The sequence below is a fragment of the Lysinibacillus antri genome (assembly GCF_003977595.1).
In the GTDB taxonomy this organism is placed as follows: Bacteria; Bacillota; Bacilli; order Bacillales_A; family Planococcaceae; genus Ureibacillus; species Ureibacillus antri.
The window spans coordinates 94,349-110,697 of record NZ_RYYR01000011.1 but is presented as its reverse complement, the minus strand read 5'-3'; the positions used below and the strand labels follow the sequence as shown (position 1 = coordinate 110,697).

14 protein-coding genes, 1 riboswitch and 1 other annotated feature are annotated in these 16,349 nt (G+C 36.3%); of the genes, 12 read left to right on the top strand and 2 right to left on the bottom strand.

Annotated elements, in window-relative coordinates; all coding sequences use genetic code 11:
- Positions 1 to 106: 106 nt before the first annotated feature.
- Positions 107 to 322: a binding site (T-box leader), on the top strand.
- 145 nt (positions 323 to 467) lie between these two features.
- The 3 genes from proS (at position 468) to EK386_RS10185 (ending at position 3,069) form a co-directional block, all read left to right on the top strand.
- The gene (proS, locus tag EK386_RS10195) at positions 468 to 1,904 is read left to right on the top strand and encodes a proline--tRNA ligase (RefSeq protein WP_126659059.1); all 1,437 of its coding nucleotides are present in this window, start codon (positions 468 to 470) and stop codon (positions 1,902 to 1,904) included.
- A gap of 329 nt (positions 1,905 to 2,233) precedes the next feature.
- On the top strand, positions 2,234 to 2,536 hold the full coding sequence (locus tag EK386_RS10190) for a hypothetical protein (protein WP_126659058.1): 303 nt from the start codon (positions 2,234 to 2,236) through the stop codon (positions 2,534 to 2,536).
- Entirely contained in the window at positions 2,533 to 3,069 is a 537-nt protein-coding gene (locus EK386_RS10185; RefSeq protein ID WP_126659057.1) for a methyl-accepting chemotaxis protein, read from the top strand. Before EK386_RS10190 ends, EK386_RS10185 begins: the two co-directional genes overlap by 4 nt.
- A 203-nt stretch (positions 3,070 to 3,272) precedes the next feature.
- Here the strand turns inward: EK386_RS10185 and serC are convergent, their stop codons facing one another.
- The gene (serC, locus tag EK386_RS10180; protein ID WP_126659056.1) at positions 3,273 to 4,370 is read right to left on the bottom strand and encodes a 3-phosphoserine/phosphohydroxythreonine transaminase; all 1,098 of its coding nucleotides are present in this window, start codon (positions 4,368 to 4,370) and stop codon (positions 3,273 to 3,275) included.
- Between the two features lie 273 nt (positions 4,371 to 4,643).
- On the opposite strand from serC, the gene EK386_RS10175 reads away from it, so the two are divergent.
- The 8 genes from EK386_RS10175 (at position 4,644) to EK386_RS10140 (ending at position 14,627) form a co-directional block, all read left to right on the top strand.
- Positions 4,644 to 7,244, top strand: a complete 2,601-nt coding sequence (locus EK386_RS10175) for a calcium-translocating P-type ATPase, PMCA-type (RefSeq protein ID WP_126659055.1) — start codon at positions 4,644 to 4,646, stop codon at positions 7,242 to 7,244.
- A gap of 148 nt (positions 7,245 to 7,392) precedes the next feature.
- Positions 7,393 to 7,473: riboswitch (cyclic di-GMP riboswitch) on the top strand.
- Between the two features lie 26 nt (positions 7,474 to 7,499).
- Entirely contained in the window at positions 7,500 to 8,540 is a 1,041-nt protein-coding gene (locus EK386_RS10170; protein ID WP_126659054.1) for an Ig-like domain-containing domain, read from the top strand.
- Positions 8,541 to 8,667: 127 nt separating this feature from the next.
- A complete protein-coding gene (locus EK386_RS10165) occupies positions 8,668 to 9,438 on the top strand; it encodes an NRDE family protein (RefSeq protein ID WP_126659053.1) in 771 nt (256 codons plus the stop codon).
- 205 nt (positions 9,439 to 9,643) lie between these two features.
- A complete protein-coding gene (locus EK386_RS10160) occupies positions 9,644 to 9,787 on the top strand; it encodes a YjcZ family sporulation protein (RefSeq protein WP_126659052.1) in 144 nt (47 codons plus the stop codon).
- Between the two features lie 146 nt (positions 9,788 to 9,933).
- The gene (locus tag EK386_RS10155; RefSeq protein WP_126659051.1) at positions 9,934 to 10,041 is read left to right on the top strand and encodes a YjcZ family sporulation protein; all 108 of its coding nucleotides are present in this window, start codon (positions 9,934 to 9,936) and stop codon (positions 10,039 to 10,041) included.
- Positions 10,042 to 10,211: 170 nt separating this feature from the next.
- A complete protein-coding gene (locus EK386_RS10150) occupies positions 10,212 to 12,353 on the top strand; it encodes a DUF2339 domain-containing protein (protein WP_126659050.1) in 2,142 nt (713 codons plus the stop codon).
- Positions 12,354 to 12,419: 66 nt separating this feature from the next.
- Positions 12,420 to 13,202 (top strand): SDR family NAD(P)-dependent oxidoreductase, encoded by a 783-nt coding sequence (locus EK386_RS10145; RefSeq protein WP_126659049.1) that lies wholly within the window; start codon positions 12,420 to 12,422, stop codon positions 13,200 to 13,202.
- 270 nt (positions 13,203 to 13,472) lie between these two features.
- Positions 13,473 to 14,627 (top strand): toxic anion resistance protein, encoded by a 1,155-nt coding sequence (locus EK386_RS10140; protein WP_126659048.1) that lies wholly within the window; start codon positions 13,473 to 13,475, stop codon positions 14,625 to 14,627.
- Between the two features lie 60 nt (positions 14,628 to 14,687).
- Here the strand turns inward: EK386_RS10140 and EK386_RS10135 are convergent, their stop codons facing one another.
- Positions 14,688 to 15,002 carry a CotD family spore coat protein gene (locus tag EK386_RS10135; protein ID WP_126659047.1) on the bottom strand — a complete coding sequence of 105 codons (315 nt, stop codon included), beginning with the start codon at positions 15,000 to 15,002 and terminating at the stop codon, positions 14,688 to 14,690.
- A 414-nt stretch (positions 15,003 to 15,416) separates the two neighbouring features.
- Here EK386_RS10135 and EK386_RS10130 point away from each other — a divergent pair, with 414 nt between their 5' ends.
- Positions 15,417 to 16,346: an alpha/beta hydrolase gene (locus EK386_RS10130; RefSeq protein WP_246027640.1), complete on the top strand. Its 930-nt coding sequence runs from the start codon at positions 15,417 to 15,419 to the stop codon at positions 16,344 to 16,346.
- Positions 16,347 to 16,349: the final 3 nt, after the last annotated feature.

Genomic DNA, 16,349 nt, shown 5'->3' with positions numbered 1-16,349 from the left:
ATAATGATTATATGTAAAAAATGTCGATTCATATTTTTTCTATACAATAGAAATTTCTCCACATTTATTGAATAGTTTCCTAATATTTGATACATTATTAATAAATAAGCAATCTATGATGTGACCAAGTAAGTAAGAATTGTGAGACAGAAAATATAGCAGCTGCTGAGAGCTATATCACCACTTCTTATTGAAACCTATCACGGAGATGCAAGTTAACCTTGCCGAGTCGTTTCGTTACAAACGTTTAAGAGGGTAATAGCTGATTGCTAAAGCCGAACTAAGGTGGTACCACGTCTATATGCACAAAGACGTCCTTATATAAGGACGCTTTGTGCTTTTTTGTCGTTATTGGAAGTTTAAATTTAACAAAGATAACCAAAAACTATGGCAACCATTTTTTATAAACTACGTAAGCGTTCGTAGCAAGAATTTCGAAATTGTAATTGTTTTAGGAGGAAAAAGAGATGTCACAACAAACGAATGATTTTTCAAAATGGTACATTGACACAATTCAAAAAGCAGATTTAATGGATTATACGCCAGTACGTGGTTGTATCGCCTTCAAACCAGATGGCTATGAAATTTGGGAGCACATCCAAGGAGAAATGGATCGTCGTTTTAAAGAGACAGGTCACCGTAATGCCTACTTCCCAATGTTAATTCCTGAGTCTTTCTTCCAAAAAGAAAAAGACCATATTGAAGGATTTTCACCAGAGCTTCCATGGGTAACAGAAGCAGCGGGAGAAAAATTAGAAGAACGTCTAGCGCTTCGTCCAACATCGGAAACAATGATTGGTCACCTATATTCGGATTGGATAAAAAGCTACCGCGACTTACCATTATTAATTAACCAATGGGCAAACGTATTCCGTTGGGAAAAGAAAACTCTTCCATTTATCCGTACTTCTGAGTTTTTATGGCAAGAAGGGCACACTGCACACGTGGATGAAGAAGATGCACGTAAAGAAACAATGCAAATGTTAAACATTTACAAAGAAGTAGTAGAAGGATTTTTAGCTATTCCAGTATACGATGGGCAAAAAACGCCATCTGAACGCTTTGCTGGGGCAGTTGATACGTACTCAATTGAAGCGATGATGAAAGATGGAAAAGCGGTTCAAGCTGGAACTTCACACTACTTAGGGACAAAATTTGCAGAAGCATTTGACATTAAATATTTAAATAAAGAAAACAAACACGTGCATGTTCATACAACTTCATGGGGAACATCAACACGTTTAATCGGTTCGGTTATTATGGTTCACGGTGATGAGCAAGGGCTAGTACTTCCACCGAAAATCGCACCAACTCAAGTTGTACTAATTCCTGTTGGACCATGGAAAAAGAATCCAGCAATCATTGAAAAATTAGACGAAATCTTCGCATCTTTAAAAGCGAAGGGCATTCGTGTTCGTCTAGATGATTCAGATCAATCACCAGGATTCAAATTTAATGAATGGGAATTAAAAGGGGTTCCTGTACGTATTGAACTTGGGCCACGCGACTTAGAAAACAATCAAGTACTATTAAAAGCACGTGATGAAGATGAAAAACAAACAGTGGAACTAGGCAATGTGGTAGAAGCGATTGAAAAAGAGCTTGAAGTAATGCAAACACGTTTATATGAAAAAGCAAAAGCATTCCGTGATGCAAACTCACATACACATGTCGATACTTTAGAACAATTAAATCAACATTTAACGGATTCTGAAACAAATGGCGTTATTCCTGGTTGGGTTCTAGCAGGATGGTGTGGGGACGATGCGTGTGAAGAGCATGTAAAAGAAGAAACAAAATTCACAACACGTAACATTCCATTTAACCCACCAACAACAAAACAAACTTGTATTAACTGTGGTAAAGAAGCGAAACATACAGTTTGGTTCGGCCGCGCTTACTAATAAGAAAAGCGAAAGTGGCTCGCCCAGCTCTTACAGACAATTGAATACTAATTACAATACTAAGGCTGTAGATGAACTTGAAAATCAAGTTCATCTACAGTCTTTTTTTAAAACAAATTTCTGTATATTGTGATAGTCATTCCTAAGCGGGCTTCTAATAGAGTCCGCTCCAATTAAACGAAAAACGACGGAAAAAGGATTAAATTTGCTATTAAATTAAGTAAAAAATAGTTAAAAATAAAGAATAGTTAAATAATTTTTAGCATGATATCTATTAGGATGAAAAGTTATAATATTAAAAATATTGATATTTTTAGGGGGTAGCAAAATTGGCGGTAATGACCCATGAATATATACAAACATTAGTACATTTCGCACCTACTTTTAAACAGTTATTTCTTAATGATGTAGCAATTACTATTTCCGATACAGAGAAAGTCGTTTTCCATAGTGATTCAAACGCTATTAAAATAGGAAATGCAAATCCTGTCGGAATCCTACTAAAGACTAATGAACCGATGTACCAGGTGATGCAAATAAGGAAAATGATTCAAATGGATATTCCAATTGAGCTATATGGTATTTCAGGTAAAATTACGATTTCACCATTATTTGATGATCAAAAAAAGTGATAGGAAGTATAGTAATCGCGACAAGCTTAGATAATCAAGTAAAGTTAACTCAAGTGGCTAAGCAATTTTCACAGTCTAGTGAAACCATTTCTGCTTCCACACAAGAACTGGCTGCATCAGCAAATCATTTGAAACATTTTATTGAAAACTTAGAAACCTCACAATCAGAGATGAGACATCAAGTAGAGAATTCTACAAAAATTTTAGGAATGATTAACTCCGTTGCAAAAAATACTAGAATTTTAGGTTTTAATGCAGGCATTGAAGCTGCACGTTCAGGGGAATATGGTAGAGGATTTAGTGTAGTTGCAAAGGAGATAACAAAACTTGCTGATCAGAGCGCTGATTCAGTAAATGAAATTCGCAGACTTTTAGATCAATTAAAATACAAAGTCGATCAAGTAGCAAACATTACACAAGAAACGGTTGGAATTGCATCTAATCAAAAAGCGTCTATTGAAGAAATTTCAATTTCCATACAAAATTTAGCAAATGCAGCTGAAGAAATTGAAAAACTAGCGAAAAAGGTGTAGGTTTTACGGTCATTAAATGTGAATGGCAAATAACTCTAATCAAATGACTAATAACTAGGGTTTATTGGCAAATAAATTGAATTGAACGGCAAATAAACTCCCCTTATTTGCAAATAACTCGACTAATAAAAAAATCCTTGCCCACTTAATTTAGTGAGCAAGGATTTTTTTAATTAAAGCTGGGCGAGCCACTTCCGCTTTTCTTATTGATTTTTCTTTTGGAACTCTACCATGAAGTCTGCTAGTGCTTGGCATGCTTCAAATGGTACTGCGTTGTAAGTAGATGCACGGCAACCACCCACTGAACGGTGACCGTTTAATCCTACGAAACCAGCTTCTTTTGCTTCTGCTAAGAATTGTTTTTCTAACTCTTCATCTGCCACACGGAATGTAATGTTCATTAATGAACGAGATTCTGGTGTAGCATGACCATAGTAGAAGCCATTACTGTTATCAATTGCATCATAGATGACTTTTGCTTTTTCTTCGTTTTGTTTTTCGATTGCTTCTAAGCCGCCTTTACCTTCAACCCATTTCAACACTTCACCTAACATGTAGATGCCAAATGTAGGAGGCGTATTGTATAAAGAGTTTGACTCAGAGTGCGTTGTATATTTTAACATTGTTGGAATGTTTGTATTTGCTTTTTCAAGTAAGTCTTTACGGATAATAACAACTGTTACACCAGATGGACCTAAGTTCTTTTGTGCACCTGCATAAATGATGCCGAATTTGTTAATATCCACTGGTTTTGAAAGAATATCACTAGACATATCTGCAACTAATGGTACTTCACCAGTAGTTGGGAACTCTTTCCATTGTGTTCCGTAAATTGTGTTGTTTGAAGTAATGTGTACAAATGCATCGTTTGCATCGAATTGAATCTCTTCTAATGCAGGGATGTTACGGTATTTGTTTTCTTTTGTACTTGCTGCTTCAACTGGTTGTCCAAAAAGTTTTGCTTCTTTAAATGCTTTTTCTGACCAAGATCCAGTAAGAACATAGCTTGCTTTTTGATCAGCTGATAAGAAGTTCATTGGGACCATTGTAAATTGAAGACTTGCGCCACCTTGTAAGAAAAGAACTTCATAGTTATCTGGAATAGCGTAAAGTGCTTTTAAACGTGCAATGGCATCGTTGTGAACAGCTTCATAATCTTTACTGCGATGGCTCATTTCCATTAAGGCCATTCCAGTATTATTGTAGTCTACTAATTCTTGTTGTGCTTTTTCTAGAACTTCTAATGGTAATGCAGAAGGACCTGCATTAAAGTTGTAGGCACGTTTGTTTGTTGTTGTCAAATTGAACACTCCTTGGGGAAAATAAAATAAAAATAATATAGATTGATTATATACCCATTTTTGCCATAACGGTCTTAAAATTTAGAAAAAAGGATGAATTTTTTGATATTTTGAATATTCTTGTACTAAAATGACGAATATTTTTTATTAACTAGTGATGAATGTTCACTAAATGATTGAGTATTGCCACATGGATTTGAGGGTTTGTTGTTAATATTTGTATTTATTTGGTATGATTGCTTGGAATTGTTCGAAATATATGGAGGCCTTTAAATGATTTATTATAATAAAACCACGCAAGAAACGTTAGATGCACATCAAGTTTCTATGAATGGGTTATCAACAGAAGGAGTACGTTCTCGACAACAGCAGTACGGATTTAATGAACTTCAAGAAGGGAAACGAAAAACAATTGTTCAACTCTTTTTTGAACAGTTTAAAGACTTTCTCGTGATCATTTTATTAATTGCAGCTATTATTTCAGGCTTTTTAGGAGAATTTGAGAGTACCATAGTCATTCTCGTGGTTGTCATCCTAAACGCAATCCTCGGTACCGTTCAGCATCTGAAGGCAGAAAAATCCCTCGATAGCTTAAAAGCAATGGCTGCACCAATTGCTAAAGTATTGCGAAATGGACAAGTTGTAGAAATACCTTCAAGAGAAGTTGTCGTAGGAGACATTTTACAATTAGATGCTGGGGACTTTATTAGTGCAGATGGACGCGTTTTGCAAAGCTATAGCTTACAAATCAATGAAAGCTCCTTGACTGGGGAATCCTTACCGATTGAAAAAATGACAGATGCGATCAATGAAGATGAAGTTGGAATTGGTGATCAAAAAAATATGGTGTTCTCAGGAACCTTTGTTACAAACGGGAGAGGAACCATACTTGTTACTTCTATAGGAATGCAAACCGAAATTGGCAAGATCGCCAATTTATTAGATAGTGCAAAGGAAAAGAAAACACCGCTTCAAGTTAGTCTTGATCATTTCGGAAAGCGTTTGGCCTTTGCTATCATTGTCATCTGTATTGTGATCTTTGCTCTCGATCTTTTCCGTGGTCGTGAGCTAGTTGATTCTTTTATGTTCGCTGTCTCCCTTGCAGTAGCCGCAATTCCAGAAGCATTAAGTTCTATTGTTACAATTGTTCTTGCATTTGGAACACAAAAAATGGCGAAGGAAAATGCCATTGTTCGCAAGCTTCATGCGGTAGAAAGTCTAGGTGGTATTTCGGTCATTTGTTCCGATAAAACCGGGACCCTTACACAAAACAAAATGACGGTGCAAAAGGTATATATTGATAAAAGGGAAATCCCGCATAACGAATTGGAACTTAACAACGAGCTACAAAATAAATTGCTTGTAATGTCTTTATTATGTAATGACTCTGTAACGGCAGATGAGAAGGAAATCGGGGATCCAACAGAAGTTGCTTTAGTAAATTTTGGTAAAGTGTACGGTCTTGATGAGTTAGTAGTAAGAGCACAGTTTAAACGAATTGGAGAAGTGCCTTTTGATTCTAATCGAAAATTAATGAGTACTGTTAATCAGTTCGGTGACAAGACTTACATGATCACAAAAGGGGCAGTGGATGTATTACTTTCCCGAATTATCAAAATCGAAACGTCAAATGGAATTGTAGAAGCAACTGAACAACAATTCGAACAAATCCGCAATGCGAATCAATCTTTATCCGAACAAGGACTCCGTATATTAGCCTTTGCTTACAAGGAACTTTCACCCAAACAACAAATTGATATGAACGATGAGCAAGATTTTGTCTTTGTCGGCTTGGTGGCGATGATGGACCCACCTCGAAACGAATCAAAACAAGCAGTAGCCGATTGTATTTCCGCGGGCATTAAACCGGTTATGATTACAGGGGACCATAAAATAACTGCTGCCGCCATTGCCAAACAAATTGGCATCCTAAACGACCCATCTGAAGCGATTGAAGGTAGAGAAATTGAGAAATTAACCGATGAACAATTAAAAGCTAAAGTGGAAAATATAAGCGTTTATGCCCGCGTATCACCAGAACATAAAATCCGCATCGTGAAAGCTTGGCAAGAAAAAGGGAACATTGTTGCGATGACAGGGGATGGGGTAAATGATGGTCCAGCCCTTAAACAAGCGGACATTGGTGTTGCGATGGGGATTACAGGTACAGAAGTAGCTAAAGATGCGTCTTCAATGATTTTGACCGACGATAATTTCTCTACTATTGTGAAAGCTGTATCGAATGGTCGAAGTATTTACAATAACATTAAAAATTCCATTAAGTTTTTACTCTCAGGGAACACCGGTGCGATATTAGTTGTACTATTTGCGACACTCTTTGCTTTACCAGCACCCTTTGCACCGGTTCATTTATTATTTATTAATTTACTGACAGATAGCTTACCTGCAATCGCCATTGGATTAGAACCACATAATAAAAAGGTGATGAAGGATTCGCCACGTAATATAAAGGAACCATTACTGAATAAATCGTTTACAACTCAAGTTGGATTGGAAGGTTTACTAATTGCTGCAGTTACTGTTATTGCGTTCCAAATAGGACTTTCAACTGGAGACTCGGTTATAGCAAGTACGATGGCGTTTGCTACGTTATGTTTATCCCGTTTGTTCCATGGATTTAGTTGCCGTTCTAAGGAATCGATTTTCAAAATCGGATTATTTACGAATAAAACGACATGGCTCGCTTTTATTATGGGGGCCATCTTGCTACATGTTGTTCTTTTAGTTCCAGCATTAATGGATATCTTTGAAGTAGCTGTATTAACAGGAATGCAACTGATGACCATATATGGATTAGCATTTCTTTCGTTTGCTATAATACAATTATGTAAACTTATTTTTATTAGAAAATAGGGCAAAAAACAAACAGTTGGGATGTTAAATTTCCTCACTGTTTGTTTTATTTTTTCTGAACTTATATTTTACCTATAATTGATTATCCTTCCATGACAATTTAACCATTTTCTACATTATTCTTCATTTATTTCATTTTTCATCCGATAAAGATGATGGGTACAACCAAAGAAATTTGGTGTCACAAAGCTATAGGGGCTAAGGAAATCTATGCCAGCCAGCTGCCATTACCCACAAATTAAGGAGGAATTGGTAATGAAAAAATTTGTATTAACAGTAGCAGCATGTGTAGCCATTGGAGGAGTAGGAAGTACAGGCTCTGTATATGCAGCACCTAAAGATGAAGTAAAACAAGAAAATGTACAACAACAAAAAGAAAAACAACAAGAGAAAAAACAAGAAAATCAAAACAAAGGTCAACTAAACCAGTTAAAATCAATTGACAAACAACTTGATAAAATTGAAGAGAAACTAAAATTTTACAAAGACAAGCTACCAAAGCTAGAAACTCCTATTGATGAACTCGTTGAAGAAGAGGTAGAGGATGTAAAAGCAGAAGAACCAGCTTCAACTGATGAAACTTCAGCCCCAGCATCAACGGATGAGACTTTCAATTCTGATCAAACTGAAGCTTTAGAAGAATCTGATGGAGTAAAAGATTCTGAAGCTGAAAAAGAAACTCAAACTGAAGCACCAATTCAGGAAGATGCTACTCAAGCACCTGAAGCAACAGAGGATACGGAAGAAGAGGTAGAAGTTGACGTTGAAGCAGAACTAAAACAATTCCCAGGCTATGAAGGGAAATTCAATGCTTTACTTAACCGATTAGAAGCAGTAACAAAGCGTTTAGATAACCTGTCAAAACAAGGTAATGCAAGTGAAGCGTTACAAGAACGAACTCAACGACTAAACTCTTTAAAGAGTGAAATTGAAACGGCTATTACCTCATTGCAATCGATTCAAAATAAAGTAAAAGAAGAAGTGAATTCTGATACTAAGGCAGAAGAAAAAGAAGTAGAAGAAGCTGTTGAGGAAAACAAAGATTGGACAATTCAGTTTTCCAAAGGATTAGATATTTCTACGCTGTCAAATTTAGATATTGTTGTTTTAGATGACGAACAAAATCTAGTAGAAACAACTATTTCTTACTTAAAAGAAACAAATTCTGTGAAAATTTCTTCAGCACAACCGTACGAATCAGGTAAAACGTATACACTATATATCGGCAATGATATTTCTTCAGAAAATGGGTTAAACTTAAAAAACTCTGTGAAAATGCCGTTTACTATTAAATAATACAAAAACCGGGATTATCAATGGTAATCTCGGTTTTTACATTAATAAAAAGGATTTCTCATGCTTTTAATATGAAAAAAGTTAATAATATAATAAGTATTGATTTTAATATAAGGGGAAAAACGATATGTGTCTTATTAATTTTCATTATGCCGATCATCCAAATTATAAATTAATCGTTGTAGCGAACAGAGACGAAGAATACGGACGTCCATCAAAACAAGCACATTTTTGGGATGATGAGCCAATGATTTTAGCTGGAAGAGACCTTTTACAGATGGGGACGTGGTTAGGCGTTTCAAAAAATGGAAAGTTTGCAGCAATTACCAATTTCCGGGACCCAAGTGAACCGCCAAGACCAAAATCACGGGGGGAGATAGTTACTCAATTTTTAACTGGAAACAAGACGACCTTACAATTTATTGAGGAGTTACAAACTAAACGAGAATCATATGGTGGCTATAATGTGCTTCTATATGATGGGCAACAGTTTCATCATTACAACAACCGATTAGACGAAGTAAACAAAATTTCACCAGGTACCCACAGTCTTAGTAATTATTCATTGAATACACCGTGGCCAAAAGTGGTAAAAGGAACAAACCATTTGCAACAATTGGTTGAACAAAATCAGGGTGAAATAGATGCCGAGCCTTTATTTAATCTCCTCTCAGATCAAACCATCGCACCGGATAAAGACTTACCAAACACGGGAGTTGGATTAGAACTAGAACGACAGCTGTCATCGTTATTCATCAAACTTCCGAATTACGGAACAAGAACATCGACGGTCCTGCTTATCAACCATGACAATTCAATAACATTTATTGAAAGAACGTATGAGAAAGGGCAATTTCAATTTGATACGAAATTTGAATTTTCAATGGAGCAACGCTAATTACAGTGTTGCTTTTTCTCATTTACTAAACGAATGTCCCCCTCCAACTTCAATCGATGGCATTTAATAGTACTAGGAGTAAGCAATTGAACGAATCACAGCTTAATACAAAATAAATTTTCTTCTAAAAAAACTCCACAAATGTCATAGGTAAGATGTAAAAATCTTCATAAGTTAGAGTTATGTTCGAAAGGGGGTACAGTCAATGGGCTACTGTGGTAATGTAGGTGGAGCTGGTGGTTACGGTAACGGTAATGGTTTTGCTTTACTTGTAGTATTATTCATTCTATTAATCATCATCGGTGCAACGTATGGCTTCAATGGCGGCGGCGGTAAACACTACTGCTAATTCATATGTGATAAGTGCTCATCTTAGTTGATCTAAGGTGAGCATTTAATTTTTTATTGAAAAATATAAAAACTCCGGCATTTGTCCCTAATCCATTGGCGGAACTTTCATAAATTAGGGTATCTTCATTAAAGGAGGAATAAGATATGGGTTGCAATTCTTATGGTGGGTATGGTAAAGGAAACTCTGATTTTGTATTAATCGTAGTACTATTCATTCTACTAATTATCGTTGGTGCTCACTACTTCAAATAATCTAATAACTACAATGCCTTGGAGGTAGACATACTTCCAGGGCATTTTTATTTTTTATTCCTCTCCATTTCCAAAGAAGATAGCAATAGACAAATAAGGACCATGAACTATTACATTTTGGATATAATGAAAATATAGAAATTCATTACAATATAAAGGGGTTTCGATACATGGACAATGAAACCGAAAAACGGATTGCTCATCTAGAACGAGAAGTGCGCGCTCTCCGTTTAGAGTTAAATGAATTAAAGGGGATTAACCAAGTAGTACCCCAACCAGTCAAAAAAGACCTACCACAACTGAAAGAAGAGCTTGAAAATCCGCTCGTTAAGTTAAATAAAGCTGCTGCTCAATCAAAAACGCCGCAACCAGTGAAACAACCATCTACTCCTCCTACACCAAATCAAGAAGCAAAGCAACAAAATCCGCGTGCGCAGCGTAGTTTTGAGGAAAGGGTTATGTGGGCGTTACCAAAAGTGTTCATGGTGATCCTTGTTCTTGGTGTTTTATGGGGATTAAAACTAATTAGTGACTATGGCTTATTTTCAAATACGATCAAAATCCTCCTTGCTTACGCATTATCCATTAGCTTGATTGGTATTGCGCTGGCGATGGATAAACGGAAAAAAGATATTTCTCAAGTATTAACCGTTGTCTTATATGGAGGCGCCTTCATAATCGGTATTTTAACGACGGCAGCGGGGGCTATTTTGTATGATGTACTGAGCTTATCGATAGCACTCCTATTAGCTCTTCTATACATTGCATACGGAATAGCCATTTCGTTCTTAAAGAAAAATGAAGTGCTATCTGTTTTCGTCATTTTCACTTCATTGTTGTTACCTTATTTATTAGAATATATGGATTTCAATGGAGTCGTAATTGTACTTTATGTTGTCCTTGTTTATGGGGTGATGCAACTCGTTTTCATCAAACATGTCCAAAAAGTGGCCAATTATATCGCGTACTTTTTTTCCATTTCAGCCGTACAGGTCATTTGGGGATTAAACCATCAAGATGATCACCTTTATGTATATGCACATGTCCTACTGAACGTTATATTACTTTTTAGTTGGTTCCGCTTATATGATCAAACAAATAAATTAAAAACATTCCATGAAGGGCTTTTATTTAGCTTAAGTGGTTTAACCATTTTTATGATGAATGCCATATCAGATGAAATTGAACTGCCACTTTTAGTATTCATGCTTATTTTTGGTAGCGTTGCGTACTTAACTTATAAACAACAACTGTCTCGAATCGTGGATGTTGTTGGGACGATTGCTTTTCTAACCTTGTTTAATGTTTTAATGGTTATCAGGTTCATCCCGGATGATATCGATCAACTTTTATTACCGTTTAGCGCCTTCATAGGGATCATGCTTGGCATTCGACTTGGTGCAATGTTGATGAAAATCTCTTATAGCATATTATTTACGCTCATCATTTTCCTTCAATTAATCGTGAATGATGTTGAACCATTTTGGCGCATTGAACATTTGACTTATGTGTTGATTTTCATCTATCTCGTTAGTATATGGACTTATGTAAGGCGGAAGACGGTAGACAAAGTGGCTATGAAGTTATCTTTTATCAATGATTTTTTCCCAATCGTAATCGTGTTGTATTTCTTCATTTATATAATAAAATTGGATTATGCATATGTATCAAGCGCTCAATATCCTTATGTAGCTATTTTGTTGTTATCGATTGTCATGCTCGTATCATTTTTTACTCCAGAGCGTTATATTGGTCAGCTGTTGCGCTATGCGTTAATTTTTGCCTTTACTTTAATAACGATCAATTTATTACCAGTCCATACCGTCTTTGGATTTGATCGCTGGATGAATCTTTTCGTTCGATTGGTTTATGCCGCTATTATCATTGCCATCCTCGCAGATATCGTTATGGAAGGGCGCTTATATGAAAAGTGGATTCGCCATTTAAAGCTTAATATCGATGGGTTAATGACAGTTGGCATTGTAGCTACCATGGTGGTCCTATACGCGTTTCTTACACAACTTGAGTATGATTATTTATTTGATCATCTCATGACCGTTGCGAGCAAAACCATTTTACTTTTTGCGACTGCATCTATCTCTCTTTGGTTGAGTACGCTCCGTAATTATAGAATCGTCCGCACTTTGGGCTATATTGTTCTAGCGATTGCGATTTTTAAACTCATCTTCTTTGATTTAGCATCATTAAATTTATTAATTCGTGCCGTTTTATTTATGTCAATTGGTGGAATCGGCTTATTTTTATCAAATCGTTTACTGAAAAACGCCTCCAATATCGATAAAAATGAATAATCTACACACAGCACACAAGTATTTTGTATAATCTTACTAGTATGGTAACAAAAGGGGTTGTCTCATATGGATTTAGGACTAAAAGGGAAAGTAGCAATTATTACAGGAGCAAGCAAAGGAATCGGCCTTTACACTGCACTTCAATTAGTAAAAGAAGGCGCACAAGTTGCCATTGCAGCTCGTCATGAAGAGACATTAAAGGAAGCAAAAGAATGGATCAAGAACGAAACAGGGGAAGAAGTATTAACGGTGGCAGCAGACGTTTCAAAAGAGGAAGATTGCAAACGTCTCATCGATGAAACCATAGCGCATTTTGGGAAAATAAACATTTTAGTTAATAATGCAGGAACTTCCTCTGCGAACTCTTTTGAAGATGTTGATACAGCATTATGGCATACCGATTTAAGTTTAAAGCTTTTCGGTGCCATTCATTGTTCAAAGTTTGCACTACCTTATATGAAAGAACAAAAAGGTGGAGCTATCTTAAATCTATCAGCCGTTCTAGCGAAAACACCACCTGAGTCAAGCTTGCCAACAACGGTAAGTCGTTCAGCAGGGCTTACTTTGACAAAAGCAATGAGTAAAGATTTAGGCAAGTACAACATTCGTGTCAATGCGGTTTGTATCGGCTTAATTCGAAGCGGGCAAATTGAAGAACGCTGGCAACGAGCAATGCCAAACGATTCTTGGGAAGACTATTCGAAAGAGATTGGGAAAACCATTCCTCTTGGACGCATTGGTGAAACGCATGAAGCAGCCAATGTCATCACATTTTTAGTTTCTGATGCCGCATCCTATGTCACTGGAACATCCGTAAATATTGATGGTGGCTCAGGCGATGCTCTCTAAAAATATTAATCCTGTTTCCTTAAGAAGCAGGATTTTCTTTTTGGGAAAGGGAGTTTGTCCGATCATGTCGAAATAAATGTTCATAGTAGTTAACCCAACTTGAGCAACATCACAACAATAGTGCCGCAATTGTTTTATAAAAAACGAAATATTACTAGAGAAATGAAACTTTTTATGGCACGTATTCGTATGTTTTGTATAGATGCAATTTGGTCAATCTGTAAATGAAAAAAAGATATTTTAGTATATAGAGAAATTGGAGGATTTTTTATGTCTGAACAAACAAATCCATTATTTGAAGATTTAGATGCAAAAAAATATGAACCTGTAAATGAAGTGATGGAACCAATCCCACAACCAGTTCAACTCGTATCGCAAGAAGAAATGTCCCAAATTAAAAAACGTCAACTTGCTTTAAAAGAAGAACCTCAAGTAGTAGCTCTTGCAGAAAAAATTGACTATAAAAATCAAATTGCTGTCCTCGAATTCGGAAAAGAAACGGCAACGGCAATCTCAAAGTTTTCTGATCGAATGCTTTCTTCCATTCGTACAAGTAAGCTTGAAAAATCTAGTGAACTAATTAATAACCTGAATAAAATTATGGACCGTTTTGACCCACAAGACTTTAAAGAAGAGAAAAAGGCAGGTCTTCTAAAGCGTTTGTTTAGTAAAGGGAAGGAACAGTTAGAAAAGATTTTATCTAAGTACGACACAATGAATAAAGAAGTCGATGCGATTTACAATGAAATTACAAAGTACGAACTTGAAATGAAAAAAAATACAATAGAATTAGAACAAATGTATGACCAAAACTTACATTACTTCCAGAGTTTAAGTGAACATGTAGCAGCCATTGAAGTAAAGCTTGACCAACTTCGACCACAACTGCCCCTATTAGATCAACGTGCGAACGAAGGGGATCAAGAGGCCATAATGGAACTTGAAACACTACGCCGTACAATGGAACTGTTAGAGCAACGTCGCTACGATTTAGAAATGGCGCAGCAAGTTTCTTTCCAAGCTGCACCACAAATTCGAATGATTCAACAAGGAAACAATCACTTAATCGGGAAAATTAATTCAGCCTTTGTAACAACGATCCCTATTTTTAAGCAAGGTCTTATTCATGCAGTGACAATACAACGCCAAAAACTAGTGGCGGACTCCATGAATGAATTGGATAAGCGCACAAATGAAATGCTTGTTCGAAATGCCGAAAACATTCGCCAAAACAGTGTGAATATTGCACGATCTGCTGGTAGTCCAAGCATCAAAATCGAAACAATTGAAAAAACATGGCAAACGATTATGGCAGGAATTGAAGAAACAAAACAAATTCAAGCCGAAACAATTCGCAATCGTGATGAAGGTAGAAAACGCATTGAAGCCCTTCAATTGGAATATGAAAAGTTAAAACGTATGTAATAAAAGAGCCTGCTTTCTCCAGCAGTTGTTGGAGAAAGCAGGGCGTACTAAAACACTATATTAGAAACCAAATCTTCTACGTACAGGGAAACAGTTTGGATTTGGGTTTTCTGGCGTACCACAATTTCTTTGATTTTCGAAATACTCATTTTCAACGGATTGAGTTTGTGGGAAGTAGTGTTGATGATGTGTGTAATGGCGATTTACTGTTCTAGTGTGTACTGGATGGTAGTGGGGAACGACTGTATTAAAGATATTTGTTTTCACCACTTCTTGTGTTGGGGATACTCGTGCTGGTGCAACTCGAGTTGGATGAATGTTTGGCGGACAACAATGTACTGTTTTTCTGCCACAACCGCAATTTCTATTACGCATAATAAATTCTCCTCCTTTTTTAAAATAGTACTTACATGAATAACTTATGTCATAACAAGTTTTTCAACTGGTTAAATACCTACTAACGAAAGGAAAAGAGAGAAAAGTTGGATTGTTAATAGAGAAAAATGTTAGATGCCTATAGTAATTTTGTACGGAAATACACCTTTGTCCCATTCTTCATTTTAGTAAGTTCGCATTATTGGTGGTTTTAAAAACAAAATTCGCTATTGGCCATTTATGGTTGCACATGTTGATCAAAGTGATGTCACTACATACGTCAAAAGGGAAATCTTGCATTTTTTTATCAGATGGGTTGATAATTCCTAGTGAAACAGTTAGTATTAATTCATACTAAATATATAGGAAATCAAGATATTAACCGATAATGCGAGATAAAAGGACGTGATGGCATTGCCAAATCTATTATTGAAAGCACAACAATATTTGCAAACCTTTAACCAACAACCACCTTTACATACAATGACACCAGCAGAAGTGCGAAAACTACGTGCAACAGCAAAAAAAGTAAATTTACCAACGAACGTTAATCTATCCACGATTACGGATCAATGGATAACGGTTCGAGATGGGGAACAAATCAAAATCCGACTATACAGACCAATAGGAGAGGGACCATTTCCAGTCATTATTTATTATCATGGCGGAGGGTGGGTACTCAATAGTATTGAAACGAGTGATGCTTCTTGCCAGATGCTTGCTTCTATGACGAATTCGATTGTTGTATCAGTGGACTATCGTTTAGCGCCAGAATATAAATTTCCCATTCCGATGTATGATGCCTATGATGTATTTTTATGGGTAACTAAAAATATCCAAGCGATTCATGGCATTCCAGAGAAAATCTCCGTAATGGGAGACAGCGCTGGTGCAAATTTAGCGACGGTTGTCACATTACAAGCGAAACAAGCAAATGGCCCAACCATTGCTTCACAAATTTTATTGTATCCAGTGACGGAACTAACATATGATTCACCTTCCTACTATGAGTTTGCGGAAGGGTATGGTTTGAACAAAAAAGATATGGAATGGTTTGGAAACTATTATTTAGAAGAGGACTCACAAAAAAATAATCCTTATGTTGCACCATTGAAAGCAAAAGATGTGACAGGATTACCTGCTGCACTCATTATTGTGGCAGAAAATGATGTGTTACGAGATGAAGGGATTGCTTATGGGGATTACTTGAAAAGTTCTGGCGTCTATGTGGAACAATTAATGGCAAAAGGACTAATCCATAGCTTTTTTACGAAAAATGAAATCTTTCAAGAAGAAATCGAAAAAACAATCCAAACCGTTCATTCTTTTATAAATCAAAAGTGACTG

Bases quoted from the DNA above. Each gene is read 5' to 3' on its own strand.
- proS (WP_126659059.1), top strand. From the start codon at position 468: ATGTCACAACAAACGAATGATTTTTCAAAATGGTACATTGACACAATT.
- EK386_RS10175 (WP_126659055.1), top strand. From the start codon at position 4,644: ATGATTTATTATAATAAAACCACGCAAGAAACGTTAGATGCACATCAA.
- EK386_RS10170 (WP_126659054.1), top strand. From the start codon at position 7,500: ATGAAAAAATTTGTATTAACAGTAGCAGCATGTGTAGCCATTGGAGGA.
- EK386_RS10165 (WP_126659053.1), top strand. From the start codon at position 8,668: ATGTGTCTTATTAATTTTCATTATGCCGATCATCCAAATTATAAATTA.
- EK386_RS10160 (WP_126659052.1), top strand. From the start codon at position 9,644: ATGGGCTACTGTGGTAATGTAGGTGGAGCTGGTGGTTACGGTAACGGT.
- EK386_RS10155 (WP_126659051.1), top strand. From the start codon at position 9,934: ATGGGTTGCAATTCTTATGGTGGGTATGGTAAAGGAAACTCTGATTTT.
- EK386_RS10150 (WP_126659050.1), top strand. From the start codon at position 10,212: ATGGACAATGAAACCGAAAAACGGATTGCTCATCTAGAACGAGAAGTG.
- EK386_RS10145 (WP_126659049.1), top strand. From the start codon at position 12,420: ATGGATTTAGGACTAAAAGGGAAAGTAGCAATTATTACAGGAGCAAGC.
- EK386_RS10140 (WP_126659048.1), top strand. From the start codon at position 13,473: ATGTCTGAACAAACAAATCCATTATTTGAAGATTTAGATGCAAAAAAA.
- EK386_RS10135 (WP_126659047.1), bottom strand. From the start codon at position 15,002: ATGCGTAATAGAAATTGCGGTTGTGGCAGAAAAACAGTACATTGTTGT.